The sequence below is a fragment of the Candidatus Enterococcus leclercqii genome (genome assembly GCF_009933135.1).
Taxonomy (GTDB): domain Bacteria; phylum Bacillota; class Bacilli; order Lactobacillales; family Enterococcaceae; genus Enterococcus_C; species Enterococcus_C leclercqii.
Window position 1 is genome coordinate 211,390 of the sequence record NZ_MAEH01000021.1, and the last position, 22,140, is coordinate 233,529.

Genomic DNA, 22,140 nt, shown 5'->3' on the forward strand with positions numbered 1-22,140 from the left:
TCTCACACATCTGCTACGTACTCTATCCAATAATTCAATAGAACTAAAATATCTTCTAAGGACTTGTAAGCCATGTTAACAAAGCAGCAGCTTCTAAAACTTCCGTCGCGAGTTTGATTCTCGGCACCCACTTCAGTTTAAAGCTCTAAATTCTTGATATCAAAGGATTTTAGAGCTTTTCTTGTCCCAACTATCCCAAAAAGCCAAAACTCCTTAACGCAAAGGAATTTTGGCTTTTTGGCTACTTTACTACTTGTTCTAACATCCGACTTATTCCGGACCTAGTGCAATACTTTTGATAGAAAGTCAATGGTGCGTGGGTTTTGTGGCTGATTGAAGACCTCTTCGGGCGTGCCTTCTTCCATGATAATTCCTTCATCCATAAATAAGATGCGATTACCGACCTCTTTGGCAAAGCCCATTTCATGCGTGACAATTACCATCGTCATGCCTTCTTTAGCTAACTCCTGCATGACACCTAAAACTTCCCCCACCATTTCTGGATCAAGAGCAGAGGTGGGTTCGTCAAAGAGCATCACATCCGGCTGCATTGCCAGTGCTCGGGCAATCGCAATCCGCTGTTTCTGACCACCTGACAAAGCTTGCGGATAAGCCGCCGCCTTTTCCTGCAACCCCACTTTTACTAATAAGTGTTCACCATAGGCCTCGGCTTCACTCTTGGTTTGCTTTTTAACCTTTAATGGTGCCAAAGTAATATTTTGCATCACGGTTAGATTTGGAAACAAGTTGAAATTTTGAAAAACCATCCCCATTTTTTCCCGCATCAAATAAATATCGTTGTTCTTGTCGGTAATGTCTTTTCCCTCAAAGACGACCCGTCCTCCAGTAGGTTTTTCTAACAGATTCAAACAGCGTAAAAAAGTACTTTTCCCTGATCCGGAAGGGCCGATGACCACCACCACTTCCCCTCGCTGGATTTGAGTGTCGATTCCATTGAGCACCTGATTTTTACCGAAAGATTTCTTTAGTCCATTTACTTCGATCAAAGCTGTCATGAGTGCCCTCCTTTGTCAAAAAATCATGTAACTGGATAGTTCAAACCAGAGTCAGCGATGATAGCCGCGACCCAGTTTTTTCTCCCAGGCACCTAAACCCCGAGAAGTAGCAAAAGTGATTACAAAATAGATGGCAGCTGCCACAAAATACGGGGAGAGTGGCGTAAATGTACTGGTAACAACAATCTGAGAGCTATTCATCAACTCAACAATCCCGATGATGGACAGTAACGAAGAGTCTTTAATCAGCACGATAAACTCATTTCCCAGCGGCGGTAAAATATTTCGCAGCGCTTGCGGCAATACAACGTAGCGCATCGTCTGACCTGGACGCAACCCCAGTGATCCTGCGGCTTCTGTTTGGCCAAAGTCCACCGCATTGATCCCACCCCGCACGATTTCTGCCACATACGCACCAGAATTTAAAGAAATAACGATAATCCCAGGGATCAAGCGGCTCAAGTCCAAACTGAGAATGCCAATCTGAACAGCAGGCAGCTTAAACAAATTCTGCAGACTAATAAATCCAATCATAATCTGCAAAAGCATCGGTGTCCCTCGCAAGACTTCAATATAGATATTGGCCAGCCAACGCAACGGCGGGACTTGCGAACGTTTCAGCAATGCCATAACAACACCGATAATTGTTCCAAAAATAATAGTAATCACAGAAATAATCAAAGTCACTACTGTCCCATAAAAAAAGTAAGGATAGTAAGTCGGCAAAAAATCAAAATTTATATTCATGGCCTTATCTCCAACCTATTATTTGGCTTTGTCATTTGCCAATTTGTCATTTTTTTCGACAAATTCATCAATTTTACCTTCAGCTATCAGCTTTTTCAAAATCGTATTGAGTTCTGCTTGTAAGTCCTCGCTGCCTTTTGGTAAAGCGATAGAATAGGATTCATCATCGGTGGATTTTACTTCGACATCAGCAATTGCCAGATCATCATTTTGAGCAACATATGAAGCTGCAATCTTATCTTCCAGGACTAGTCCATCCAACGAACCGCTTTTGACTTCCATGACCAGATTCGGTATCTTAGCAATCGCTACCAGCTGTGAATCAGCAAACTGAGACTGTACAATGCCTTCTTGAATAGAGCCTTTTTGGGCACCAACCTTTTTTTCTTTGAAATCCGCAATGTCCGTATATTTATCCATATTTTGCTTGTTGATTACTACGTTTTGCTTAGGGATATAATAGTTTTCTGTGAAGAGCATATTTTCTTTTCGTTCTTCTGTAGCGGAGATTCCAGAGACCCCCATATCCAAATTACCGGCTTGTAAAGAAGCCAGCATGGTATCAAAATCCGTATCACTCCACTTCACTTTTACGCCTAATTCCTCTGCGATAGCATTTACCATATCCACATCGGCTCCAACAATTTGATCCGTACCATCTACCATTGCATGAAACTCAAATGGTGGGAAATCTGCGGAGGTTCCGACGCGGATGACTCCAGCTTTCTTGATGGCAGCTAATTTTCCCGCCGTTTCTGCTGAACTGCTTTCCTTAGCAGCAGAACTTCCAGTCGTTTTCCCACTACCGCAAGCTCCTAACACAACTATCGCTGCCAATATAACTGTCCACTTCATCACTTTTTTCATCTCGATCGCCCCTTTAATAAATATACATTTTAAATCCTTATTTTGTGATTATATACATCCTACCACAGTGTATTGTATCTTGCACGCCTTTTTAGCGAAAAGATGTATAATTATCCATTGTATCTTTTCCAAAATATATGGTTACAATCGACATATGCTTCATTTCTCTCTCTAAACCAAAAAAGCTTCCCAACTGAGAGCACTGCCTGTTTTCAGCAGTGTTCACAGCTCGAAAGCTTGATTATAAGTAAATATCAATATTTTCTAAAGCGTTGGTAGCGATTTTCCAGTAATTTTTCTACCGGCAATTGGGACAACTCCGTCAATTTTTTGGTTAGTGCCAGACGAAGATCCCGCATCATCCGTGAATGCTCAATTTGATGGCCTCGACTTGTTTCAGCTATCACTTTATCCACGATCCCCAAATCATGCAACTCATGAGCAGTGATTTTCATCAATTCTGCCGCTTCTGAGGCACGGCTGCCATCTTTCCAAAGGATTGAAGCAAAACCTTCAGGAGACAAGATGGCATAAATTGAATGCTCTAACATCCAGACTTCATCCCCCAATGCCAAAGCCAATGCACCCCCGCTGCCGCCTTCACCAATGATGATGGCAATAATCGGCACTTTGAGGTCTGACATCTCCATTAAATTACGAGCGATGGCTTCTCCTTCGCCCCGCTCTTCAGCCCCAATTCCGCAAAAAGCCCCTGCGGTATTAATGAAGGTAATCACTGGCCGGCCAAATTTTTCGGCCTGCTTCATTAAACGCAGTGCTTTGCGATAACCTTCTGGATGTGGCGCCCCAAAATTACGCTGCAGATTTTCTTTCAGGTCACGCCCTTTTTGAATCCCGATAACCGTCACTGGTTTTTGCTCCAGTAGTGCAATGCCTCCGACGATAGCTTCGTCATCTGAAAATAGACGATCCCCATGAAATTCCTGAAAGCTCTCAAAAACCTCTGCAAAAAATTCCAAGGCTGTCGGCCGGTCCTTAGCACGGGCCAACTGTACGATTTCATTTGCTGTCGGCATCTGATCCCCACCCTTCCATATTGTGGAATCGTAGCAACTGCCAAATCCGCTCCCGCAACTGGGCACGAGGCACAATCTGATCTACAAATCCGTGTTCCAACAGAAACTCTGCTTTTTGGAAATCTTCCGGTAGTTCCTGCTTGATGGTTTGTTCGATGACTCGACGACCGGCAAAACCAATCAAACTTTGCGGTTCTGCCAAAATGAGATCTCCTTCCATCGCAAAACTGGCGGTCACTCCACCAGTTGTCGGATCAGTCAAAACGGTCAAATAGAACAATCCGGCTTCACTGTGACGCTTCACTGCAGCAGAAATTTTTGCCATCTGCATCAATGAAAAAATGCCTTCTTGCATCCGCGCACCACCAGAGGCTGTAAAAATCACTACTGGTAGTCCTTCTGACGTTGCTTTTTCAAACAGACGGGTCACTTTTTCCCCTACGACAGTCCCCATACTTCCCATAATAAAATGAGAATCCATGATACCGATTGCCAGTGGTTCTTCTTTGATCAAGGCCCGGCCCGTCAGCACCGCTTCATGAAGACCTGTCTTCTCCTGCATTTGGGCAACTTTTTTTTCGTAGCCAGGAAAGGACAGCGGATCAGTGGTCGTGACGTCAGTGTCCCATTCTTCGAAACTTTTCTCATCAATGGTGATGGCGATTCGTTCCCAAGCACTGATACGAAAATTATAGCCACAATGTGGGCAGACTTTTTCCAAACCGATATCTTTGGTGTACAACATATGCTTACAGTTGGGACATTTTGCCCATAGATTGTCCGGTACTTCGGTCTTCGCCTGACTAGCGGTTACCGCATCACGGTTGGGATTGATCCGAATGTAGTTTTTCTTCTTTTTGAATAATGCCATCCCTCATCCTCCTCACGCAAAAGGGCTGCCCCTTTCAGAAAAAGCTGTGTCCACAGCTTGATCGGGATCTTGCTGAATAGTTTGCTCTTCAAAGTTGATGAGCCAAACGTTGGAAAAGAAGGACCGACTACCGCTAGGGAACTCGGTCCAAAAAATCAATTTTATACTACTTTTGATAACTTTTATAAAAGTTCATCAACCTGTTTTACTGAGTAACCTAAGCTTCCGGTGTCCAATCAGGCAAAAAGACTTCTTGTAAAAAGGCAGTATCATAATCACCAGCCACTACTTGTGGATGACTGATTAAATCCATCTGAAAGTCCGCATTGGTGACAACACCTTCTGTTACCAACTCCCCCAGTGCCCGCTGCATCTTCATCAGTGCTTCGAAACGATTGGCCCCATGAACGATGATTTTTGCAATCATCGAATCGTAATAAGGCGGAATCGTGTAGCCTGAGTACATGCCGGAATCTACCCGCAAGCCCAAACCGCCACTTGGCAAAAAGAGATTGTGGATTGTACCTGGCGACGGAGCAAAGTTAAAGGCTGGATTTTCGGCATTGATTCGACATTCAATCGCATGTCCAGTCAATGTAATGTCTTTTTGCTGCAAGCCAAGCGGTTCCCCGCTGGCAATCTCCAACTGTTTTTTCACCAGATCTACCCCAGTCACCATTTCAGTGATTGGATGTTCTACTTGAATCCGCGTGTTCATTTCCATAAAGTAGAAATCCCCCGCCTGATCCATCAAAAATTCGATTGTGCCAGCATTTTGATAGCTGACTGCCTTAGCCGCACGCACTGCGGCTCCACCAATTGCACTGCGCTTTTCCTCTGAAATCACGATGGAAGGTGACTCTTCCAGCACCTTTTGATTGTTTCGTTGCAACGAACAATCCCGCTCTCCCAGATGGATGACATTTCCAAAGCGATCACCTAAAATCTGAACTTCGATATGTCGTGCCGGATAAATGATTTTTTCCAAGTACATATCATCGTTTCCAAAAGCAGCTTTTGCTTCTTGTTGGGCTGAAGCAAAGTGCTGTGGCAACTCCTCAGCTGACAGGACTTTACGAATTCCTTTACCGCCGCCACCAGCTGCTGCTTTCAACATTACCGGATAACCGATTTCTTCAGCAATAGTCAATGCTTCTGCCACATCAGAAACTGCCCCATCACTCCCGGGAATTACCGGTACCTTTGCATCGAGCATCAAACGCCGAGCATTGATTTTATTTCCCATAGCATCGATGGTTTCAGAGGTTGGACCGATAAAGGTAATATTCATTTCTTCGCACATCGAAGCAAAGCGGCTGTTTTCCGACAAAAAGCCAAAGCCTGGATGAATCGCCTGGGCATTTGTCACAACTGCTGCACTTAAAATTTGCGTGACATTCAAATAAGAATCCGCTGCTTTGGCAGGTCCGATACAAATGGCTTCATCTGCTAATTCTGTGTGCAGAGCATCTTTATCGGCTTCTGAATATACAGCAACTGTTCGAATCCCTAATTCGCGGCAGGCGCGAATGACTCTGACTGCGATTTCGCCACGATTGGCGATCAAGACTTTTTGAAACATGCTTTCACCTAGCCAATCATAAATGTTAGTTCTGCTTCGCAGGCTTTCTTTCCGTCTACGTAGGCAATCCCTTTACCGATACCCGCCGGACCTTTGATTTTCGTAATCTCCACTTCCAACATCAGGGTATCGCCAGGCACAACTTTTTTACGGAATTTTGCTTTGTCCAGCGCGCCGAAATACGCAGTCTTTCCTTGATAGTCTTCCAGAGACAGTAACGCCACTGCGCCGGCTTGTGCCAAAGCTTCAATAATCAGCACCCCAGGCATCACAGGTTCTTGTGGGAAATGTCCTTGAAAAAAAGGTTCATTGACGGTGACATTTTTCTTTGCCACGATCCGTTTGCCTTCTTCCAACTCTTCTACCCGATCGATTAACAAAAACGGGTAACGATGAGGAATAATTGCTTTGATTTCTTCAATTGTCATAACGCTCATAGAGTTACCCTTCTTTCACTTTGAATAATGGCTGGCTAAATTCCACCACCTGCTCGTTTTCTACCATAACCGCAACAATCTCACCTTCGATGTCGGAAGTGATTTCATTCATAACTTTCATGGCTTCTACGATACAGACAACTTCACCTTTTTTCACTCGGTCGCCGACAGATTTAAACGCTGGTTTATCCGGTGATGGCTGCAAGTAAACAATTCCTACTACCGGTGAAGAGATAGCTGTGCCTTCTGCTTCCTCCGGAGTGGACTTAGCAGTGGTTGGCAATGATTCATTAGCTACAGCCTTTTCTGCTAAATGGGGATGCTCTGCCCCAGGCGTAGGAACAGGCATACTTGGAGTAATTGGCATTTGACTTGCTGCTTGCGAAACACTGCCTTTGCGGCTATCGGAATTTTTATTGAAATACAGTTCAAAATGACCATCTCTCAGATCGAACTCCGTCAATGTCGAAGCATCAAACTGTGCTAATAGTTCTTTGATTTCCGTGATTTCCACTTCTAGTCCTCCCAACGTTTCATCAAGATAACAGCATTGTGTCCGCCAAATCCTAATGAGTTGCTCATGCCATAAGTCAAATCAGCAGCAATCGCAGCATTTTTTACGACATTCAAGTCAATTTCTGGATCTTGTTCAGTAACATTGATCGTTGGTGGCACAAATTGTTCATTTAGCGCCAGCAAAGTCGCTACTGCTTCCACACCACCAGCTCCCCCTAGTAAATGCCCTGTCATTGATTTCGTTGAGCTGACATAAACATCCTTGTAAGCATCTCCGAAGGCATAGTGGATTGCTTTTGCTTCAGCTTTATCATTTGCCGGTGTCGATGTTCCGTGGGCATTGATATAACCCACTGCATCAGGTGTAATGTCAGCTTCTCCCAGCGCCAACTTCATCGCTTTACCCGCACCTGATCCATCAGGTGTTGGCGCCGTCATATGATACGCATCACAGTTGGCACCGTAGCCAACCATTTCCCCTAAAATCTTGGCACCGCGTTTTTCAGCGTGTTCCAAGGACTCCAACATTAAAACACCGGCTCCTTCACCCATGACAAAGCCAGAGCGTGAACTGTCAAATGGAACAGAAGCTTTGTTCACATCGCTTTCAGAAGTCAGTGCCGTCAATGAGGCAAAGCCAGCAATTCCGATTTCACAAATGGATGCTTCCGAGCCGCCTGCCAACATAACATCTGCATAGCCATGCTTAATGTTGCGGAATGCTTCACCGATGGAATGGGTTCCAGAGGCACAAGCGGTCACAGTGGAGGTACAGATTCCTTTAGCTCCCACCCGCAATGCAATATTGCCGGCCACCATGTTGACGATAGACATGGGAACAAACATTGGTGAAACTCGTTTTGGTCCTTTTTCATGCATCTTGATTACTTGTTCTTCAATGGTCGGCAAGCCACCGATACCAGAAGAGACCATTATACCGAAGCGATCCGGATCTGCAATTGTTTCTTTTGTCAGCCCGGCCATAGCCATCGCATCCAACGCCGCATAGATTCCGTATAAAGAAAACAGATCCATCCGTTTAGTATCTTTTTTGATAAAATATTTTTCCAATGGGAAGTCGGTGATTTCACCAGCCACTGAAATACCTGTCTCAGTTGCATCGAAGCGAGTGATTGGTCCCAACCCATTTTTTCCATTTTTTAAACTCTCTAAAAATGTTTCGGCATCGTTTCCGATTGGTGAAGCGACACCAAAACCTGTAATCACAACTCGTGTCATTTGTCTTGCTCCTTTCGATTACCCTTGCATCACCATGCCACCGTCCACATTGACGACTTGTCCGGTGATATAAGGATTTTTTGCTAAAAAGACAGCAGTTTCAGCTACTTCGGCAACTTGACCAAAGCGCTTCAACGGAATATTTTGTGTTGCCGTTTCTTTGACTTTATCAGAGAGGACAGCAGTCATTTCTGTTTCAATAAATCCTGGTGCAATCGCATTGACCGTGATTCCTCGCGGTGCGGCTTCCCGGGCGGCAGATTTTGTGAAGCCGACGACTCCTGCTTTTGAAGCAGCATAATTGGCTTGCCCCATATTTCCCATTTGACCGGAGACAGACGCCAGATTGATGATGGCGCCTTCTCTTCGTTTCATCATCTTTTTCAAGACTTGTTGGGTCATATTGAAGGTCCCACCCAGATTGATTTTGATCACTTTATCAAAATCTTCATCTGTCATGCGCAAAAGCAGCTTATCATTGGTAATCCCAGCATTATTTACTAATACGTGGATGGGTCCTAACTGTTCTTCTGCTTCAGTAATCAAATTTCCGGCTGCTGAAAAATCAGCAATATCGCCAGAAATTCCGATACAATTTACCCCGTAAGACTTGATCTTGGCAATCAATTCCTCAGCAACTGCCCCGCGGCCGTTCAGTACGATATGACAGCCTTCTTTGGCAAACGCCTCGGCAATTCCCCAACCGATTCCCCGTGTTGAACCAGTGACAAAGACATTTTTCCCCTGTAATTCCATATTACCCTCCGATCATGCGGTAACTGACGCGATGGTTTCTGCTAACGTCGCAGGGTCTTCCACCCGGGTCACAGCTATGGTCTTATCGATTTTTTTCATAAAGCCAGACAGCGTCTTACCAGGACCGATCTCGATGACTCGTCCCACCCCTAAATCCTTTAAAGTGGCGATACTGTCATAAAAGCGCACCGGCGACATCACCTGTTGCTCCAAAAGCGTTTTGATTTGATCTTGCATCATGACATTGGCCGTCGTGTTGCTGACAACAGGTATCTTCATCTCCTGAAAATCCACATCCAAAAGCGCTGTTTGTAATTTTTCTGCTGCGGGTTTCAATAGCGCCGTGTGAAAAGGCCCGCTGACATTTAACTCGATCATGCGCTTTACCCCGGCTTCTTTTAGCAAAGCGACTGCTTGATCAACAGCCGCAATCTCGCCACCAATGACGATTTGCTGCGGAGTATTGTAATTAGCCGGAGCGACGATACCAACTGTCGCGGCTTCTTGACAGCAAGCTTCAATCACAGCAGGCTCGGCATTCATTACTGCCACCATTTTTCCCGTTCCTTTAGGGGCAGCAGTTGCCATATAAGCACCTCGCTTGGCTACCAAAGCAACTGCATCTGCAAATGCCAATGCGCCACTTGCCACCAGAGCGCTATACTCTCCTAGACTAAGACCCGCCACCGCATCGGCCGCAATCCCCTGCTTTTCTAAAATCCGCAACATGCCTACGCTCACTGTTAAGATCGCCGGTTGCGTGAATTCCGTTTGATTGAGCTTTTCTTGATTGGCTTCGTCAAAGCACAGTGCTGCCATGTCGTAGCCGAGAATTTCTGAGGCTTGATCGACAGTTTCTTTCATCAGTGCTTCAGTGTCATAAAAGGCCTGGCCCATGCCGGTATATTGGGCACCTTGCCCACTGAATAAAAATGCTGTTTTCATCGGTCGCTCCTTATGCTCTATATGCTGTACACAACGTATTTTCATTTTCCTTATAATAGAAGAAAACTTTTATGCTTTCTTCTATTATAAGAAAAGGGTTCACAAGGACTTGCTTGAAAACAGCCTTCAAGTACTTTTTTCAACCGATCCTTGCGATCCCAAATTTTTTAAGCTTGTTGTGCTTCTACGTATTTCACCAAATCTTCAACTGTTTTGATGCCTTCTTCAGTTTCAATTTTCACATCGAATTCGTCTTCGATTTCGTTAATGATTTGGAACAAGTCCAGACTGTCTGCTTCCAGATCTTCTTGGATGTTAGTTGTCAGTTTGATTTCTTCTGTGTCTTTACCTAATTCTTCTGCTACGATTTCTTGAATTTTTTCGAATACCATGAGTGTTCCTCCATTATCTTTTTTGTTTTATTGTTTGCTTATTATTGTGAACAGGTGTCAGAGGTTGACTAGAAGGGTTCCCCAAGTCAAGCCACCGCCAAATCCTGATAACACCACTTTTTGGCCACTGCCCAATGACAGGGTCTTGTTTGCTACGGCTTCGTCTAATAAGAGCGGGATGGTTGCTCCAGAGGTATTGCCGTAGCGATCCATGTTCTGTAAGAAGAGCTCCCGTGGAACTTTCAGCTTACGGGCTACTTTATCGAGTATTCGTGAATTGGCCTGATGGAATAAAAAGTAATCCACATCGGCTAAATCATCAGCCAACAGCTTACCAATCGAGCGAACCACATCTCGGGTAACAAAATCAAAAATGCCCCGTCCATCCATCGTCAGCTCCTCACTTTCAGGAACCAACTCCGCAGCGAAAGGACTTTGATTGTTGCGAAAACCTGAAGTCAGTGCCTGACCACGAGTTCCATCACTAGCTAATTGCTCTTTTTGAATCAAAGGCGCTTTACCACCTTTTTCCACTAAGACTCCGGCAGCACCATCACCAAACAAGACTGCCGTGCTGCGATCTTGCCAGTCAACAACTTTTGACAAAACCTCTCCTCCGATGACCAAGCCTTTTTTAGAACCTGTCCGGATCAGTTTGTCCGCCATCGATAAAGCGTAGACAAAACCTGAACAAGCAGCAGAAAGATCAAAGGCAAAAGCCTCCGTGGCACCGATATTGCCTTGCACAATACAGGCAGTTGAAGGAGACAAGTAGTCTGGGGACATCGTTGCGACCAAAATAAAATCCAGCTCTTCAGCGGTAGTCCCTGTGTTAGCTAAAAGCTGTTTGGCTACCTCGGTACACAGATCCGATGTATTCTGATCTGTCGCAATTCGTCGTTCTTTGATTCCGGTACGAGAAACGATCCACTCATCAGAAGTATCCATAATCTGAGCCAAATCGTCATTGGTAACAACCAGCTTCGGTACATAACTGGCCGTTGCCGTGATTCTTGCGTAGTTTTCCATCTCATCACTCACTTATATTCCTGTAAAAAATCATGGAGATTTTTCAAGGCTTTCAATAATGCTGCTTCTTCCTCTGGTGCCATATCCTTCAAAACGTTTTTGATCATTTGTCGATGAAAATACTGGTGCACTCTAAAAAGTAATTTCCCTTTTTTTGTCAATCCCAGTTTTACGACACGGCGATCGTCTTCTGAACGGATCCGTTCGACATAGCCTTTTTTGACCAAGCGGTTGATGGCAGTGGTCAGCGTCCCCACCGTGATCTGTAACTCTTTGGCGACTTCAGAAGTTGTTTTCTTTTTGTACATGCCAATAGCTTCAATGGTGTGCATCTCTGTAATGGATAAATCTTTAAATTCGGATTTTTTCAGCTCCGATTCTTCAATCACTAAGATATCATTGAACACACTCACCAAATAATCATTGACATTTTTTAAATCAGGTTCCACTGGATCACCACCCGCAAAATTAGTTTGACAATCAAATCTTTTGACTATCAAAATATAATCTAAAAAAAATAAAAATGCAATACCTTTTTTGAAAAAAGCAGTTCTCCCATAATATTCCTATCTTCTCGATCCTAACTGGTTATCCAAAAAAGGATTGACTTTTGAAGCAGCTGCTACTAAACTGATATTTAATTTGATTATCAAAGTATTTTGTTACTCTCTATCGGAATACCTCCTGTCTTATTGCTAATTAAAAGTTACTATTCACCCACTATAGCCTCCTGTTGTCTGACCACTGAAATCGCTAGTTTATTTTGTCAAACAGCAGTTGCAGCTATCCTAAAGGAGTCTAATTTATGCCATTACCAAAATTAAAAATCGGTGATCTCACCGCCGCTCACCCTATCATTCAAGGAGGAATGGGCATCGGTGTCAGCCTTTCTGGATTGGCTGGTGCAGTTGCCAAAGCTGGCGGCGTCGGTATCATTTCTTGTGCCCAGATTGGTTATCAAGATCCCTTATTTGAACGTGCCCCCTTTAAAGCCAATATGCGGGCAATTACCTCTGAATATCAAAAAGCCAAAGAAATCGCCGGTTCTGGCGGCATCGTTGGCTTCAATATCATGTGTGCGACTTTTAAATATGAAAGTTACGTAAAACGCTGTGTCGAGGTGGGGGCTGATTTGATCATTTCCGGAGCCGGGTTGCCCATTCATCTTCCAGAACTCGTAGGTACAGCAAAAACCAAAATCGCACCGATTGTCTCTTCAGCCAAAGCTGCCAAAGTCATTTTGCGCACTTGGGCCAAACGCTATGATCGGACTGCCGACCTTGTTGTGGTGGAAGGTCCGCAAGCCGGAGGACACTTAGGCTTCAAATATGAAGATACCGGCATGGCTCCTGAAGTCATGGATGAAGAGTTTACAAAAATCCTTGACGAAGTTGCTGTATACGAAGAGAAATTTCAACAAAAAATTCCCGTCGTATTTGCTGGCGGCGTGTTTGACCGAAGCGACATTGATCGTTACCTTGCCCTAGGTGCAAGCGGCGTGCAGATTGCTAGCCGCTTTGTCGTTACAGAGGAATGTGATGCACCAGAGTCCTACAAAAAAATGTACTTGAATGCTTCCCAAAAGGACATTGAAATTATCAAAAGTCCAGTTGGTATGCCTGGGCGGGCACTCCATAACGACTTTACTGAACGAACAAAAGTCGAAGAGCGAATTCCCATTGCTAAATGCCGCAATTGTCTTTCCTTAGACCACTGTGACCGTAAAACCATCCCTTACTGCATTTCAGAAATGCTGTTAAATGCAGTGACTGACAAGCCTCAGCAAGGATTGATTTTCGCCGGCGGGCAAGTTCACCGATTAAACAAAATCACCACTGTGCCACAACTAATGGCCGAATTGACCCTGGATCCGCTCTAACAGTTTCACGATTCCCTGCTAAAACTGAAAGTAAGTTTTAGCAGGGAATCGGTCACCTCAGCACCAAAAGTATAAAAAAACGCAACAGCCAAACGAAATCTTTTTCGTTCAGCTGTTGCGTTTTTGATTGTCTTTTCATGATGCCATCGTTTATTGGATCAAGTCGTAAATCTCCATTGCGACGATATCGATGTTGTCGAATTGATAGCTTTGTTGTGAATCGGATTCGGTCAATTCGAATGTTTCGGTAGTTTTGTCATAAGTCACTAGGCATTTTTCTACGCCGTCTTTTTCAAAGCGACGAACTTGAATCTCGTTGTCAGTCGCTTCGGTCATTGCTTCCAAGCGTTTGATGATAGCGACCAGTTGTGAACTTTTCATAAACGAAAGCCTCCCTTTCTGTTTCCTGTATCATTGTATCAGAAGCGCCTTATACATGCACCGATTTTCGCAAAAAAATCAAACTTTTTTATCCAATCACAGCCCATAAACACACCATTTCAGAACTCTTCATGGCCAATTTTTCGCCTCTAAAACATTTCAAAATGTTATTGTTCCCACCATAGTTTAATCAAAGCCTGCGTACCGTCATTTTCATGGCCTTTTGCTGCCAATTGTTCATAAAGCTGGCAAGCTGCTTTGGTTGAAGGTAAATTCAGTTCAAGCTTTTCAGCCTCATCTAACGCGATTTTCAAATCTTTAATAAAATGCTTTACAAAAAAGCCTGGCGAATAATCTGATCTCAAAATTCGAGGACCGTAATTTTCCATCGACCAATTGCTGGCGCTTCCTCCGGCCAACGTTTCGATAACCTTAGGCAGGTCCAAACCGGCAGCTTTAGCGTATACTAACATCTCTGTCATGCCCGTCATCGTACCAGCAATCATGATCTGATTGGCCATTTTCGTATGTTGCCCTTTGCCTGCTGGACCGTGAAGCGTATATGTTTTACCAATCACTTTGAACAGTGGGACCAATTTGTCAAACACTTCTTTGGTTCCGCCACACATGATGGTCAGTGTCGCATTTTTAGCTCCCAAATCTCCTCCAGAAACCGGCGCATCCATGCAGTCTGCGCCTCTTTGAGCAGCAGTTTCGGCAATTTTTTCTGCTAATGTCGGTGTACTGGTAGTCATATCTACTAGTATTTTTCCAGCCACATCAGCTTTAAAAATCCCATTTTCTCCATAATAAATTTCCTCGACATCTTGAGGATAACCCACCATGGAAAACACTACTTCACTTGCTTTTGTCAACTCTTGAGGGGTATCTTTCCACACCGCTCCCAGCGAAACGATAGCATCTGCTTTGCTTTTTGTTCGATTATAGACAAAAACTTCATGCCCAGCCGTCAGTAAGTGGTTGGCAATAGAATGGCCCATTACGCCAATTCCGATAAACCCGATTTTCATATAACTCCTACCTCCTGTATTTGAAAAGTACTTTTCAAGAATCAATAAAAAAATCTACTCAGCAATTTCAATCTTCTGGTGTTGCTACTGATTTTGTTTCGCCAATTACCCTTCGCAGCAAAAAAATCACACTCCCAGTATACGGGAAAAGTGTGATTTTTGCTTGCTGAAGCTATTCATTGTGCAACGTATCTTTTTTCCGAACCACACGTTTTAATGTCGGTTTCAACTTGCCTTTAATTTTTTGCATTGTTTGGCTGTTTTCTTTCGCTAGTGAATTCTCATAGTAGTAAGCTGTCATATCGAAATAAAAGGACAACATCACTTCACCAAAATGGTCGGCAGAAATGGCATGCATTTTATTATCCAACACCTGATGATCTTTTTTGATACCAGATTGCACATAACTTTCGAAGCAGTCGGGAAAATCCTGATCCTTTTCAAAAGTAATGCCCAAGCTCTCATCATCGATTAGATTATTTAGATAATCATTGCCTTCTACGACTAATTGTGTGCCAGCTGCCATTGCCTCTGTATAGGTCAGACCTTGTGTTTCGGAAGTAGAAGCACTGACAAAATAATCTGCTGCTTGATAATAGATAGCAACCTGATCGTTAGGGACCTCCCCAACAAAAGTCACCTTTTCAGAAAGGCCGATTTCTACAACCAACTCTTCCAAATCCTCTTTATATGGTCCTTTTCCTACAATTACGAGTCTGGTTTCTGGCATGCGGGCAGCTATTTCTTTAAAGCCGTAAATGATGGCTTGAATATTTTTTTCATAAGAAATCCGACTCAATGACAACAGCAATAACTCATCTTGAGCAATCCCTAACGAATCTCGGAGCGCCGTGCGCATTTCCTGTGTGATATCGGGGCGCTTGAATTTTTCAATCTCGATACCGGTGGGAATCACCCGCATCGGCGCATCGACTCCATATTGTCGCAGTTTATCGATTACTCGCTCGCTGGGACAAACGACCCCCGTCGTATGGTTGGCAAATAATCTGGAGAAAAACTTCACATGGGCCGGCCGCAACACTTTACCATTTGCAATATAATGTAGATAATCCTCGTACATCGTATGGTAAGTGTGAATCACCGGAATGCCTAACTTTTTTCCTACCATCTTGCCTAAAATACCTGCACCAAACTCCGTATGCGTGTGAATCAAATCCAACTCCAACTCTTTGGCAATCAAGTACGCATACCACATACCGCGTACGACAATTCGCCGATCTTTAAAGGAAATAAACGGGACGCTGGGCATCCTGATAATGTCTTCTTCTGGCGCAGTGGCATTGGGGTCTGTTGTGGTAAAAATATAAACCTCATGCCCCCGCTTTTCCAACTGCTCTTTTAATGTTCGGATCGAAGTTGCTACTCCGCTGACTTGCGGAAAATAAGTATCCGAGAAAAACCCGATTTTCACGATTCGTTCCTCCAACTCTTTTGACCATAGCAGCTGCCGCTAAATCTTTGGCCTGCTTTCATGTACGATTATATCATACAGAATTGATCCGTCCTCATGCCAAAGACCGATTTCTATAGCTACTATTTGGAATAGAAGCTACAAGAAAAGAAATGTACAGTTGATTATCCTTTTTTGTTTACTCTTTTACAAATAAAAAGCGCAGCAACCACTGCGCTTTTTGTTAAGACCCTATTTATTACAAAGTCAGGGGAATGGCCTTACTATCAGCTTCCGGGGCTTGCTATTTTTTCGGCTCCCTTCTCTTCTTCATTAATATTGTGATGATCACCCCGATTAGGACAACGATGATTGCTCCCAGCACTACTATCAGTAAAGGCAGCTCTTCTTTTGTCTGATTGACTTGGTTGATAGCCCTGGAAGCAGCTGGCTCTATTTCAAAACTCAAGGTATTTTCCCACGTTTTTTGACTATTATGATCTGTTGCCGATAAGTCAAGTTCATAGGTTCCAGCAGGGAAACTTTCTTCTCCTAATGGAATATGATAAACAAAAGCTGTGCTAGGACTAAGCCGGAGATTCACTGTCCCCACTGCCATTTCCTTTTTCTCTCTGCGAATACGGTAGTTTAATTCTCCGCGGCTCAGATAAGCGGGTGCCAGGTTTTCCATGTCGACTTGTACATATTTTCGTCGAGCTTCGCCACCTATTTCAGCTTTTAAAAAACGCAGATCCGGCTTGATTGAAGCGATCTCATTTTGAAGAATCACAGCTATTTCACGAGAAAATGTATGACGAATATTTCCGGTTGCTTCGCCAGTGGGTACCTGCGACACTCGGATACCCCCGGCTAATTTTCCAGAGAATTTTTCATTTGGCATGGTGAGATGCAAAGTAATCACTTGGCTTTCACCAGCTGGAACTTTTATTTTCTCCTCTGAAAGCATCCCATACTCAGTGATGACAGGAGCACCTGCTATAATTTTACTTTCCGCAACACCGGAATAAGCAATTGAACCAGCACTGTTCGTTAAAGCAGGGTTAAAGGAAATATCAAATTCACTTTCTACAGAGCCACTGTTTTCAATCTTAAATGGTAGCACCAGTGCTTCTGATGGGGCCGCGGTAATATCATAGTAAGATTTAGTCTGCGGATCATGATTAAATTGAGGGGCAATGACAACTTGAAACGTATGATTTTCTTGTGCCAAAGTTTCATAAGGTCGGCATAATCCGACAACCATCAACAGCATCAAAGCGCTCACTATTTTTCTCATGATCCCATCTCCTTACTCTGATCTCAGCTTCGCTAGTTTGTTAATTGTATGAAGAGAACTACTCGCCAGCCTCAATTGTCCAATTTAATTCAGTCGTATATTGCTCTGGTACCTTTTGTGTGTCAGCCAAAATATCCAATACAAACTGATCAATTTCCAGAGACGTCTCTCCAATTCCTTCTCCTTCATCAGCTACGATCAGATCGATAGCTGTCGCAATAGGGACAGGTACATCCAACCCTTCCTGACTAAAGGTGAAATCGGAACCTAAGTTGTTGGTAATGGAACCAAATTGAATTAAGAGCATCGCATCATCTAACTCGATGGCATCGTCAGTTGCAAATTGTTCCATTTGAGCGAGTTTCACGATCCAGCCACTTTCATCGCCACGATTATCGCTAATTTCGATGGCTCCTGTAGTTACCGGCGAGGTTTGTACACCATCTGAGGTCGCCACCCACTGTTCCGCGCTTGCCGTTTGAATTGGATGTGATCCAAAGTTTAGATCATCTGGCAGTTGATTATCAGGATTTAACACCAAGAAACCAGCTTCATATTCAACGAGTGCTTCAGTATCTTTTTCTGCCGCGGTTCCTACCACCGGCCATGTCGCGCCCAGTAGTACCACCCCAGCAATAAGTCCTCTTTTTTTCATTTTCTCCGACTCCCTCCTAATTTTATTCGGATTGCTATTACACATATGACAATCCCTAAAACAACTAACACCAGGCCACTGTTTTCTCCAAACTTCCCAAAAGAAAGACGGGAATTCTCTACTGTACCATCAATGGTCTCACTACTTGTCATTACTTCCTCTGACTCTTCGGAAACAATGACTTCAGTTGATTCATGCGTCTTCTCTTCCACGGGATAATAAAACTTGATTTTACCTGTTGTCTCTGCAGCAAATGCTTCCATCGTGGCACCTCCCTTATGGTGCATAAGTTAGGGTCCAATTCAACTCCGTCTGATATTGCCCTGTAACTTTCAAAGTATCGGCGGCAATATTCAAACGAAACTGCTGAATATCTAGTTCAACTGTTCCATTGGAAGGACTGGACATCTTTTCCAGTAGTGTTTGCTGTAGCCCTGCTTCTAAAAAAACTTCGTCATTACTCACCGATAAAACTTCACTGGGTAGCGTTGTTATCAAATCCCCAAAATGAAGGAATAACTGAGCCGGTAATAAGGATGCCCCATTTTGCCATTCACCCACCTGTTGGACGCTTAGTTGCCAACTATTTTCCCCCACAGTCGTATCTTCTACTAATATCTTGCCAGTTTGCCAGATAGACTGTTGCTGACCATCTAACGTAGCAATCCATTCCTCTGCATCTTTAGTCTGCAGGAGGTGGCGTCCAAAATTTAATTGTTCAGGGAGTAATTGATCCTGCCACGTTACCTGTCCAAAATCAAAATAGATAGGAGAAAGCTTGAGCTTGGCTGCGACATCATTTTCTGGAAGTGCTGAGCTCCACAGGATTCCCGTACGAAACTCTGCGGTGTACGCTCCTTGAGAAATCGTTGGTGCGTGCATTCTCGTTGGGATCGTAGCGCTTGTACTTCCTAAAATCGCGGTCTCAGCCAACTCGCTTACTAGGCTGCCACTATCAATAGCCGTCAGCAGATTATCAATTGCATTAAGTGTTGGGGATAATAAAAGTGCCCCCAATGGAATCGAATTGACAACTGCTTTTAACGCATTCAATCGGCTCTTTAGATCATTTGCTAACAGCGGGCCCAGTTGCCCATCTATTTCACCCACTGCCAGTTGATCTGTTGACCATTGACCTGTCACCATAAAATTCGCAGCACCAAAGTTCTCAAATGACATCACATTCGCTAATGCCGTTGTCAAATTATTCCGAAACAGTATGCCCAAGAGCGGATTGTTGATTAAAGCTATTACTACCGTATTTAATCCTCCCAGAAGATTATTAACAGGCACCGAAACGATGGTTTGAACTTCGAAAGGTTCCAAAGCAACTTGGCCAATCATCTCTTCTGGCAGATATAAAAGCAGGTATTTTTTCCCTCCATCTGGTAGTATGGCGGCATTGATGGTGCTGGAAGCTGTAATTTGAAAAGTCACTGGTTGATCAACAATCTGTCCATAGGCTGTTGCTGGGGTAGTATTGCTATTGTTATCTACAACTGTATTTTCAAACAATTCAATGTAGATAAGTTCAGCAAACACTTGTCTAGTAACTCCAAGAAGAACCGTCAAAGTCAAAACTGCAGTGAGAATATTCAAAAAGGAACTCTTTGCTTTTCCCATTATCAGGCCCTCCTCTCAATCGGAGCTTACGATACCAAGCGACGCTTCCAACCCTTTACTTGCGCCAATGCCCTCTACGAATACGATCTTTTTCAATAAATTTTGGTGTTTCTTTTGTAATTCTGTTTGGGGAATCATCAATGTCTACTTCCCAGGGATAGCGTCCATCCTTATTTTTCTTATACTCGAAGGTTTCATCTTGTTGGCCCATGGTCTTATTCTTCTTATTCTTTTTGTGAGTTACGATGAGATACAAAGCTAGCAAAAGTAGTGAGAAAAATCGAATATACAATACCCACATCTCAAATGCCTCCTTCCATAAACTGTCGGTAGTTGATCAAACCGGAAAGAAAATGCTCAGCATCATCAATTCGCATTCGGAACCGATCATGTCTTGCAAAAAAACCGTATTCAATCGCTATAGGTTCTTTGAAAAACATGGCTAGTTCAGGAAACATTGTCCCCGTCACCAATTCATGATAAGCTCGATATTCCATCACATTTTCGATTTTATCTTGTCCTCTAAGAAAGGCTTCGTCGGTCATGACTTGGTTACGATTTTCGTAAACTGCAAGTTTTTTCATCATCTTAGCTGCTGCAACTAGCAATTCCAACATCGTAGGATACGCAGTGTCTCTTTGCTTCATAAAATCAATTTTATTCAGCGCGTTAGCCACTCCAAAGCGATAGTATTCCACCTTTTCTTCATACAGTAGAAATTCGTTGACTGCATAACTGAGCCAATGATCGTGATAGCGTTCGTAACGGTTTTCCACAAAATGATCCATCAACCGCTGACACAGGGCAAACATTTCCGGATCTTTCATCAGTCCATAAGCTCGTAGCATCGAAAAGAGTGCTTCACCGTCGTAGTAAACGATGCGAAATCGTTCCTTTATCGCCAAATCCTGATCCAATACATGAACTGTCTCATCTTCTGCTGTTAAAAATAAGTTTTCAATAGTTTGAGTCAAGGTTTTCATTTTAGAAAAGAAACGCTCGTCTCCAGTGATTTGCGTATACTTAGCCGCTGCTAAAATCGCCAACGCTTGTGCACCTAGTTTATACTCTACGACACCGTTAATTTCCTCTTTAATCAGAAAATGATCTGCTACGTTGATACCTAGATAATCAAAGCCCCATACGAGCCCTTGCAAAGCCTGCTGTATCATCTTCTGATTTTCCAGCAGTTCGCCAGTTTCTAGCAAAGCGTAGATTGAGGAGAAATGACGGATTGCATTGTAATTAGGAATTATTTTGCCATAACACGGGAAGTACCCATAAGTAAAAGAGCCATCCGCTTGCAATTGGTTCAACAAATAGTTCCCACCTTTTTCAATCACTGAATCTAGTTGGGGTGAAAAATCCAGGAGGTCAATTTCTCGAAAATGATTGCCATTCCCATAATCCTTCAAAGGCAATAGCAAGTCATTTTCAAGCAAAAACGCTTTCGTTTTGAACGAAAAGATAGCTGCTGTCTCAATATATTTCAGGGAAGATTCTCGATCACCATATTTTTGTTGCATATAGTTCCGATAATTAGGAAAATCGATGTGTAGATTAGGCTTATTTTTACCCACTTTATGTTTGTTATCCGGAACAATTACAGCATTTGCCGTTAGCTCTTCTTTTAAAAGCAGGCGTTTTTTAAGGCCGACAAAACGAAGACCAAAATCGATATAATTATTTCGTTTAATTGACCCCAACAAATCGATTAACTCAAGATAGGACAGCCTATGCTCTTCGACGATAAGATCGATTCGCAGATAATCTGTTTCTGGAAGTCGGCGATAAAAACGTGACAGTTTTTGCCAGGTCTGCTGAAAGTCACGGCCATAGAACTCTTTGACAATACTGCGACCACTTTTCATGCCATAGCTCAGGATCAAAGTGGTTTGTGACAATTCCATATTGACTGATCCTGCCAAAATATCTTCCAACCGACTAATGGGATTAACCGCTGTTTGTATCATCCTTCTTCCTCCTCATATCTTTTTAAATTCATCTTCACTATTACTTGACAATAGTCCTCCAGCTTCATTACAATTTTCATCTTAAGACTCGCAGTCAGTGATACTTTTTCACTAACTGCGAGAAAAAGCTATTTTTTATTTCGTTTGTTCTTTCTTGATTTCCATAGTCCCAATCCAGAGAAGAAGGAGATTAACCCCCCCAAGATCGGCACGCCCGCACCGATTTCAGCACCGGATTTCGGCAAAGTGGTTACTGGTAACCGTGATTTCAACGATGAGGTACTAGTTGGTTTAGGCTGACTAATCGGAGTGATTCGATCATCATCATCCGCGTCGCCGTCTGCGTCGCCGTCAGAATCGCCATCCGCGTCGCCATCGGAATCACCGTCAGAGTCTCCATCGGAGTCACCATCCGCGTCGCCGTCAGAATCACCATCAGAATCGCCATCTGCGTCG

General features: G+C 43.5%; 25 protein-coding genes. 1 reads left to right on the forward strand and 24 read right to left on the reverse strand.

Going from position 1 to position 22,140, the window contains the following annotated elements:
* Positions 1-281 precede the first annotated feature (281 nt).
* The 14 genes from BAU14_RS13965 to BAU14_RS14030 all read right to left on the reverse strand — a co-directional run bounded on the left by BAU14_RS13965 (position 282) and on the right by BAU14_RS14030 (position 11,883).
* Complete coding sequence (locus BAU14_RS13965) at positions 282-1,016, reverse strand: amino acid ABC transporter ATP-binding protein (RefSeq protein ID WP_161900715.1); 735 nt, start codon at positions 1,014-1,016, stop codon at positions 282-284.
* 51 nt (positions 1,017-1,067) lie between these two features.
* On the reverse strand, positions 1,068-1,757 hold the full coding sequence (locus tag BAU14_RS13970; protein WP_161900754.1) for an amino acid ABC transporter permease: 690 nt from the start codon (positions 1,755-1,757) through the stop codon (positions 1,068-1,070).
* A gap of 24 nt (positions 1,758-1,781) precedes the next feature.
* Complete coding sequence (locus tag BAU14_RS13975; protein ID WP_161900716.1) at positions 1,782-2,630, reverse strand: transporter substrate-binding domain-containing protein; 849 nt, start codon at positions 2,628-2,630, stop codon at positions 1,782-1,784.
* Between the two features lie 254 nt (positions 2,631-2,884).
* Positions 2,885-3,667, reverse strand: coding sequence for an acetyl-CoA carboxylase carboxyl transferase subunit alpha (locus tag BAU14_RS13980; protein ID WP_161900717.1), 783 nt, complete (start codon positions 3,665-3,667; stop codon positions 2,885-2,887).
* Complete coding sequence (accD, locus tag BAU14_RS13985) at positions 3,651-4,538, reverse strand: acetyl-CoA carboxylase, carboxyltransferase subunit beta (protein ID WP_161900718.1); 888 nt, start codon at positions 4,536-4,538, stop codon at positions 3,651-3,653. Before accD ends, BAU14_RS13980 begins: the two co-directional genes overlap by 17 nt.
* A gap of 217 nt (positions 4,539-4,755) precedes the next feature.
* Positions 4,756-6,120 carry an acetyl-CoA carboxylase biotin carboxylase subunit gene (locus tag BAU14_RS13990; protein ID WP_161900719.1) on the reverse strand — a complete coding sequence of 455 codons (1,365 nt, stop codon included), beginning with the start codon at positions 6,118-6,120 and terminating at the stop codon, positions 4,756-4,758.
* A gap of 8 nt (positions 6,121-6,128) precedes the next feature.
* The gene (gene fabZ, locus BAU14_RS13995; RefSeq protein WP_202622243.1) at positions 6,129-6,548 is read right to left on the reverse strand and encodes a 3-hydroxyacyl-ACP dehydratase FabZ; all 420 of its coding nucleotides are present in this window, start codon (positions 6,546-6,548) and stop codon (positions 6,129-6,131) included.
* A 13-nt stretch (positions 6,549-6,561) separates the two neighbouring features.
* On the reverse strand, positions 6,562-7,071 hold the full coding sequence (gene accB / locus BAU14_RS14000) for an acetyl-CoA carboxylase biotin carboxyl carrier protein (protein ID WP_161900721.1): 510 nt from the start codon (positions 7,069-7,071) through the stop codon (positions 6,562-6,564).
* 2 nt (positions 7,072-7,073) lie between these two features.
* Positions 7,074-8,312 (reverse strand): beta-ketoacyl-ACP synthase II, encoded by a 1,239-nt coding sequence (gene fabF / locus BAU14_RS14005; protein ID WP_161900722.1) that lies wholly within the window; start codon positions 8,310-8,312, stop codon positions 7,074-7,076.
* A gap of 18 nt (positions 8,313-8,330) precedes the next feature.
* Positions 8,331-9,068, reverse strand: coding sequence for a 3-oxoacyl-[acyl-carrier-protein] reductase (gene fabG, locus BAU14_RS14010; RefSeq protein ID WP_161900723.1), 738 nt, complete (start codon positions 9,066-9,068; stop codon positions 8,331-8,333).
* Between the two features lie 12 nt (positions 9,069-9,080).
* Positions 9,081-10,013: an ACP S-malonyltransferase gene (fabD, locus tag BAU14_RS14015; protein ID WP_161900724.1), complete on the reverse strand. Its 933-nt coding sequence runs from the start codon at positions 10,011-10,013 to the stop codon at positions 9,081-9,083.
* 167 nt (positions 10,014-10,180) lie between these two features.
* Entirely contained in the window at positions 10,181-10,405 is a 225-nt protein-coding gene (locus BAU14_RS14020) for an acyl carrier protein (RefSeq protein WP_161900725.1), read from the reverse strand.
* A 57-nt stretch (positions 10,406-10,462) separates the two neighbouring features.
* Positions 10,463-11,434 carry a beta-ketoacyl-ACP synthase III gene (locus BAU14_RS14025; protein WP_161900726.1) on the reverse strand — a complete coding sequence of 324 codons (972 nt, stop codon included), beginning with the start codon at positions 11,432-11,434 and terminating at the stop codon, positions 10,463-10,465.
* 8 nt (positions 11,435-11,442) lie between these two features.
* A complete protein-coding gene (locus BAU14_RS14030; protein ID WP_161900727.1) occupies positions 11,443-11,883 on the reverse strand; it encodes a MarR family winged helix-turn-helix transcriptional regulator in 441 nt (146 codons plus the stop codon).
* 356 nt (positions 11,884-12,239) lie between these two features.
* Here BAU14_RS14030 and BAU14_RS14035 point away from each other — a divergent pair, with 356 nt between their 5' ends.
* Positions 12,240-13,313, forward strand: coding sequence for an NAD(P)H-dependent flavin oxidoreductase (locus tag BAU14_RS14035; RefSeq protein WP_161900728.1), 1,074 nt, complete (start codon positions 12,240-12,242; stop codon positions 13,311-13,313).
* A 150-nt stretch (positions 13,314-13,463) separates the two neighbouring features.
* On the opposite strand, the gene BAU14_RS14040 is transcribed toward BAU14_RS14035, so the two are convergent.
* The 10 genes from BAU14_RS14040 to BAU14_RS14085 all read right to left on the reverse strand — a co-directional run.
* Positions 13,464-13,694: a YkuJ family protein gene (locus tag BAU14_RS14040; RefSeq protein ID WP_161900729.1), complete on the reverse strand. Its 231-nt coding sequence runs from the start codon at positions 13,692-13,694 to the stop codon at positions 13,464-13,466.
* A gap of 167 nt (positions 13,695-13,861) precedes the next feature.
* Positions 13,862-14,725 (reverse strand): NAD(P)-dependent oxidoreductase, encoded by an 864-nt coding sequence (locus tag BAU14_RS14045; RefSeq protein WP_161900730.1) that lies wholly within the window; start codon positions 14,723-14,725, stop codon positions 13,862-13,864.
* A 172-nt stretch (positions 14,726-14,897) separates the two neighbouring features.
* On the reverse strand, positions 14,898-16,157 hold the full coding sequence (locus BAU14_RS14050) for a glycosyltransferase family 4 protein (RefSeq protein ID WP_161900731.1): 1,260 nt from the start codon (positions 16,155-16,157) through the stop codon (positions 14,898-14,900).
* A gap of 283 nt (positions 16,158-16,440) precedes the next feature.
* Positions 16,441-17,433 carry a DUF916 domain-containing protein gene (locus BAU14_RS14055; RefSeq protein ID WP_161900732.1) on the reverse strand — a complete coding sequence of 331 codons (993 nt, stop codon included), beginning with the start codon at positions 17,431-17,433 and terminating at the stop codon, positions 16,441-16,443.
* A 58-nt stretch (positions 17,434-17,491) separates the two neighbouring features.
* Positions 17,492-18,088, reverse strand: a complete 597-nt coding sequence (locus BAU14_RS14060) for a WxL domain-containing protein (RefSeq protein WP_161900733.1) — start codon at positions 18,086-18,088, stop codon at positions 17,492-17,494.
* Entirely contained in the window at positions 18,085-18,351 is a 267-nt protein-coding gene (locus BAU14_RS14065; RefSeq protein ID WP_161900734.1) for a hypothetical protein, read from the reverse strand. The genes BAU14_RS14060 and BAU14_RS14065 overlap by 4 nt, the downstream gene beginning before the upstream one ends.
* Positions 18,352-18,364: 13 nt before the next feature.
* On the reverse strand, positions 18,365-19,711 hold the full coding sequence (locus BAU14_RS14070; RefSeq protein ID WP_161900735.1) for an adhesive domain-containing protein: 1,347 nt from the start codon (positions 19,709-19,711) through the stop codon (positions 18,365-18,367).
* A 55-nt stretch (positions 19,712-19,766) separates the two neighbouring features.
* Entirely contained in the window at positions 19,767-20,012 is a 246-nt protein-coding gene (locus tag BAU14_RS14075; protein WP_161900736.1) for a hypothetical protein, read from the reverse strand.
* A gap of 1 nt (position 20,013) precedes the next feature.
* On the reverse strand, positions 20,014-21,684 hold the full coding sequence (locus tag BAU14_RS14080) for a hypothetical protein (RefSeq protein WP_161900737.1): 1,671 nt from the start codon (positions 21,682-21,684) through the stop codon (positions 20,014-20,016).
* A gap of 128 nt (positions 21,685-21,812) precedes the next feature.
* Positions 21,813-22,140: LPXTG cell wall anchor domain-containing protein (locus BAU14_RS14085; protein ID WP_161900738.1), on the reverse strand; the 328-nt coding region annotated here is incomplete at its 5' end.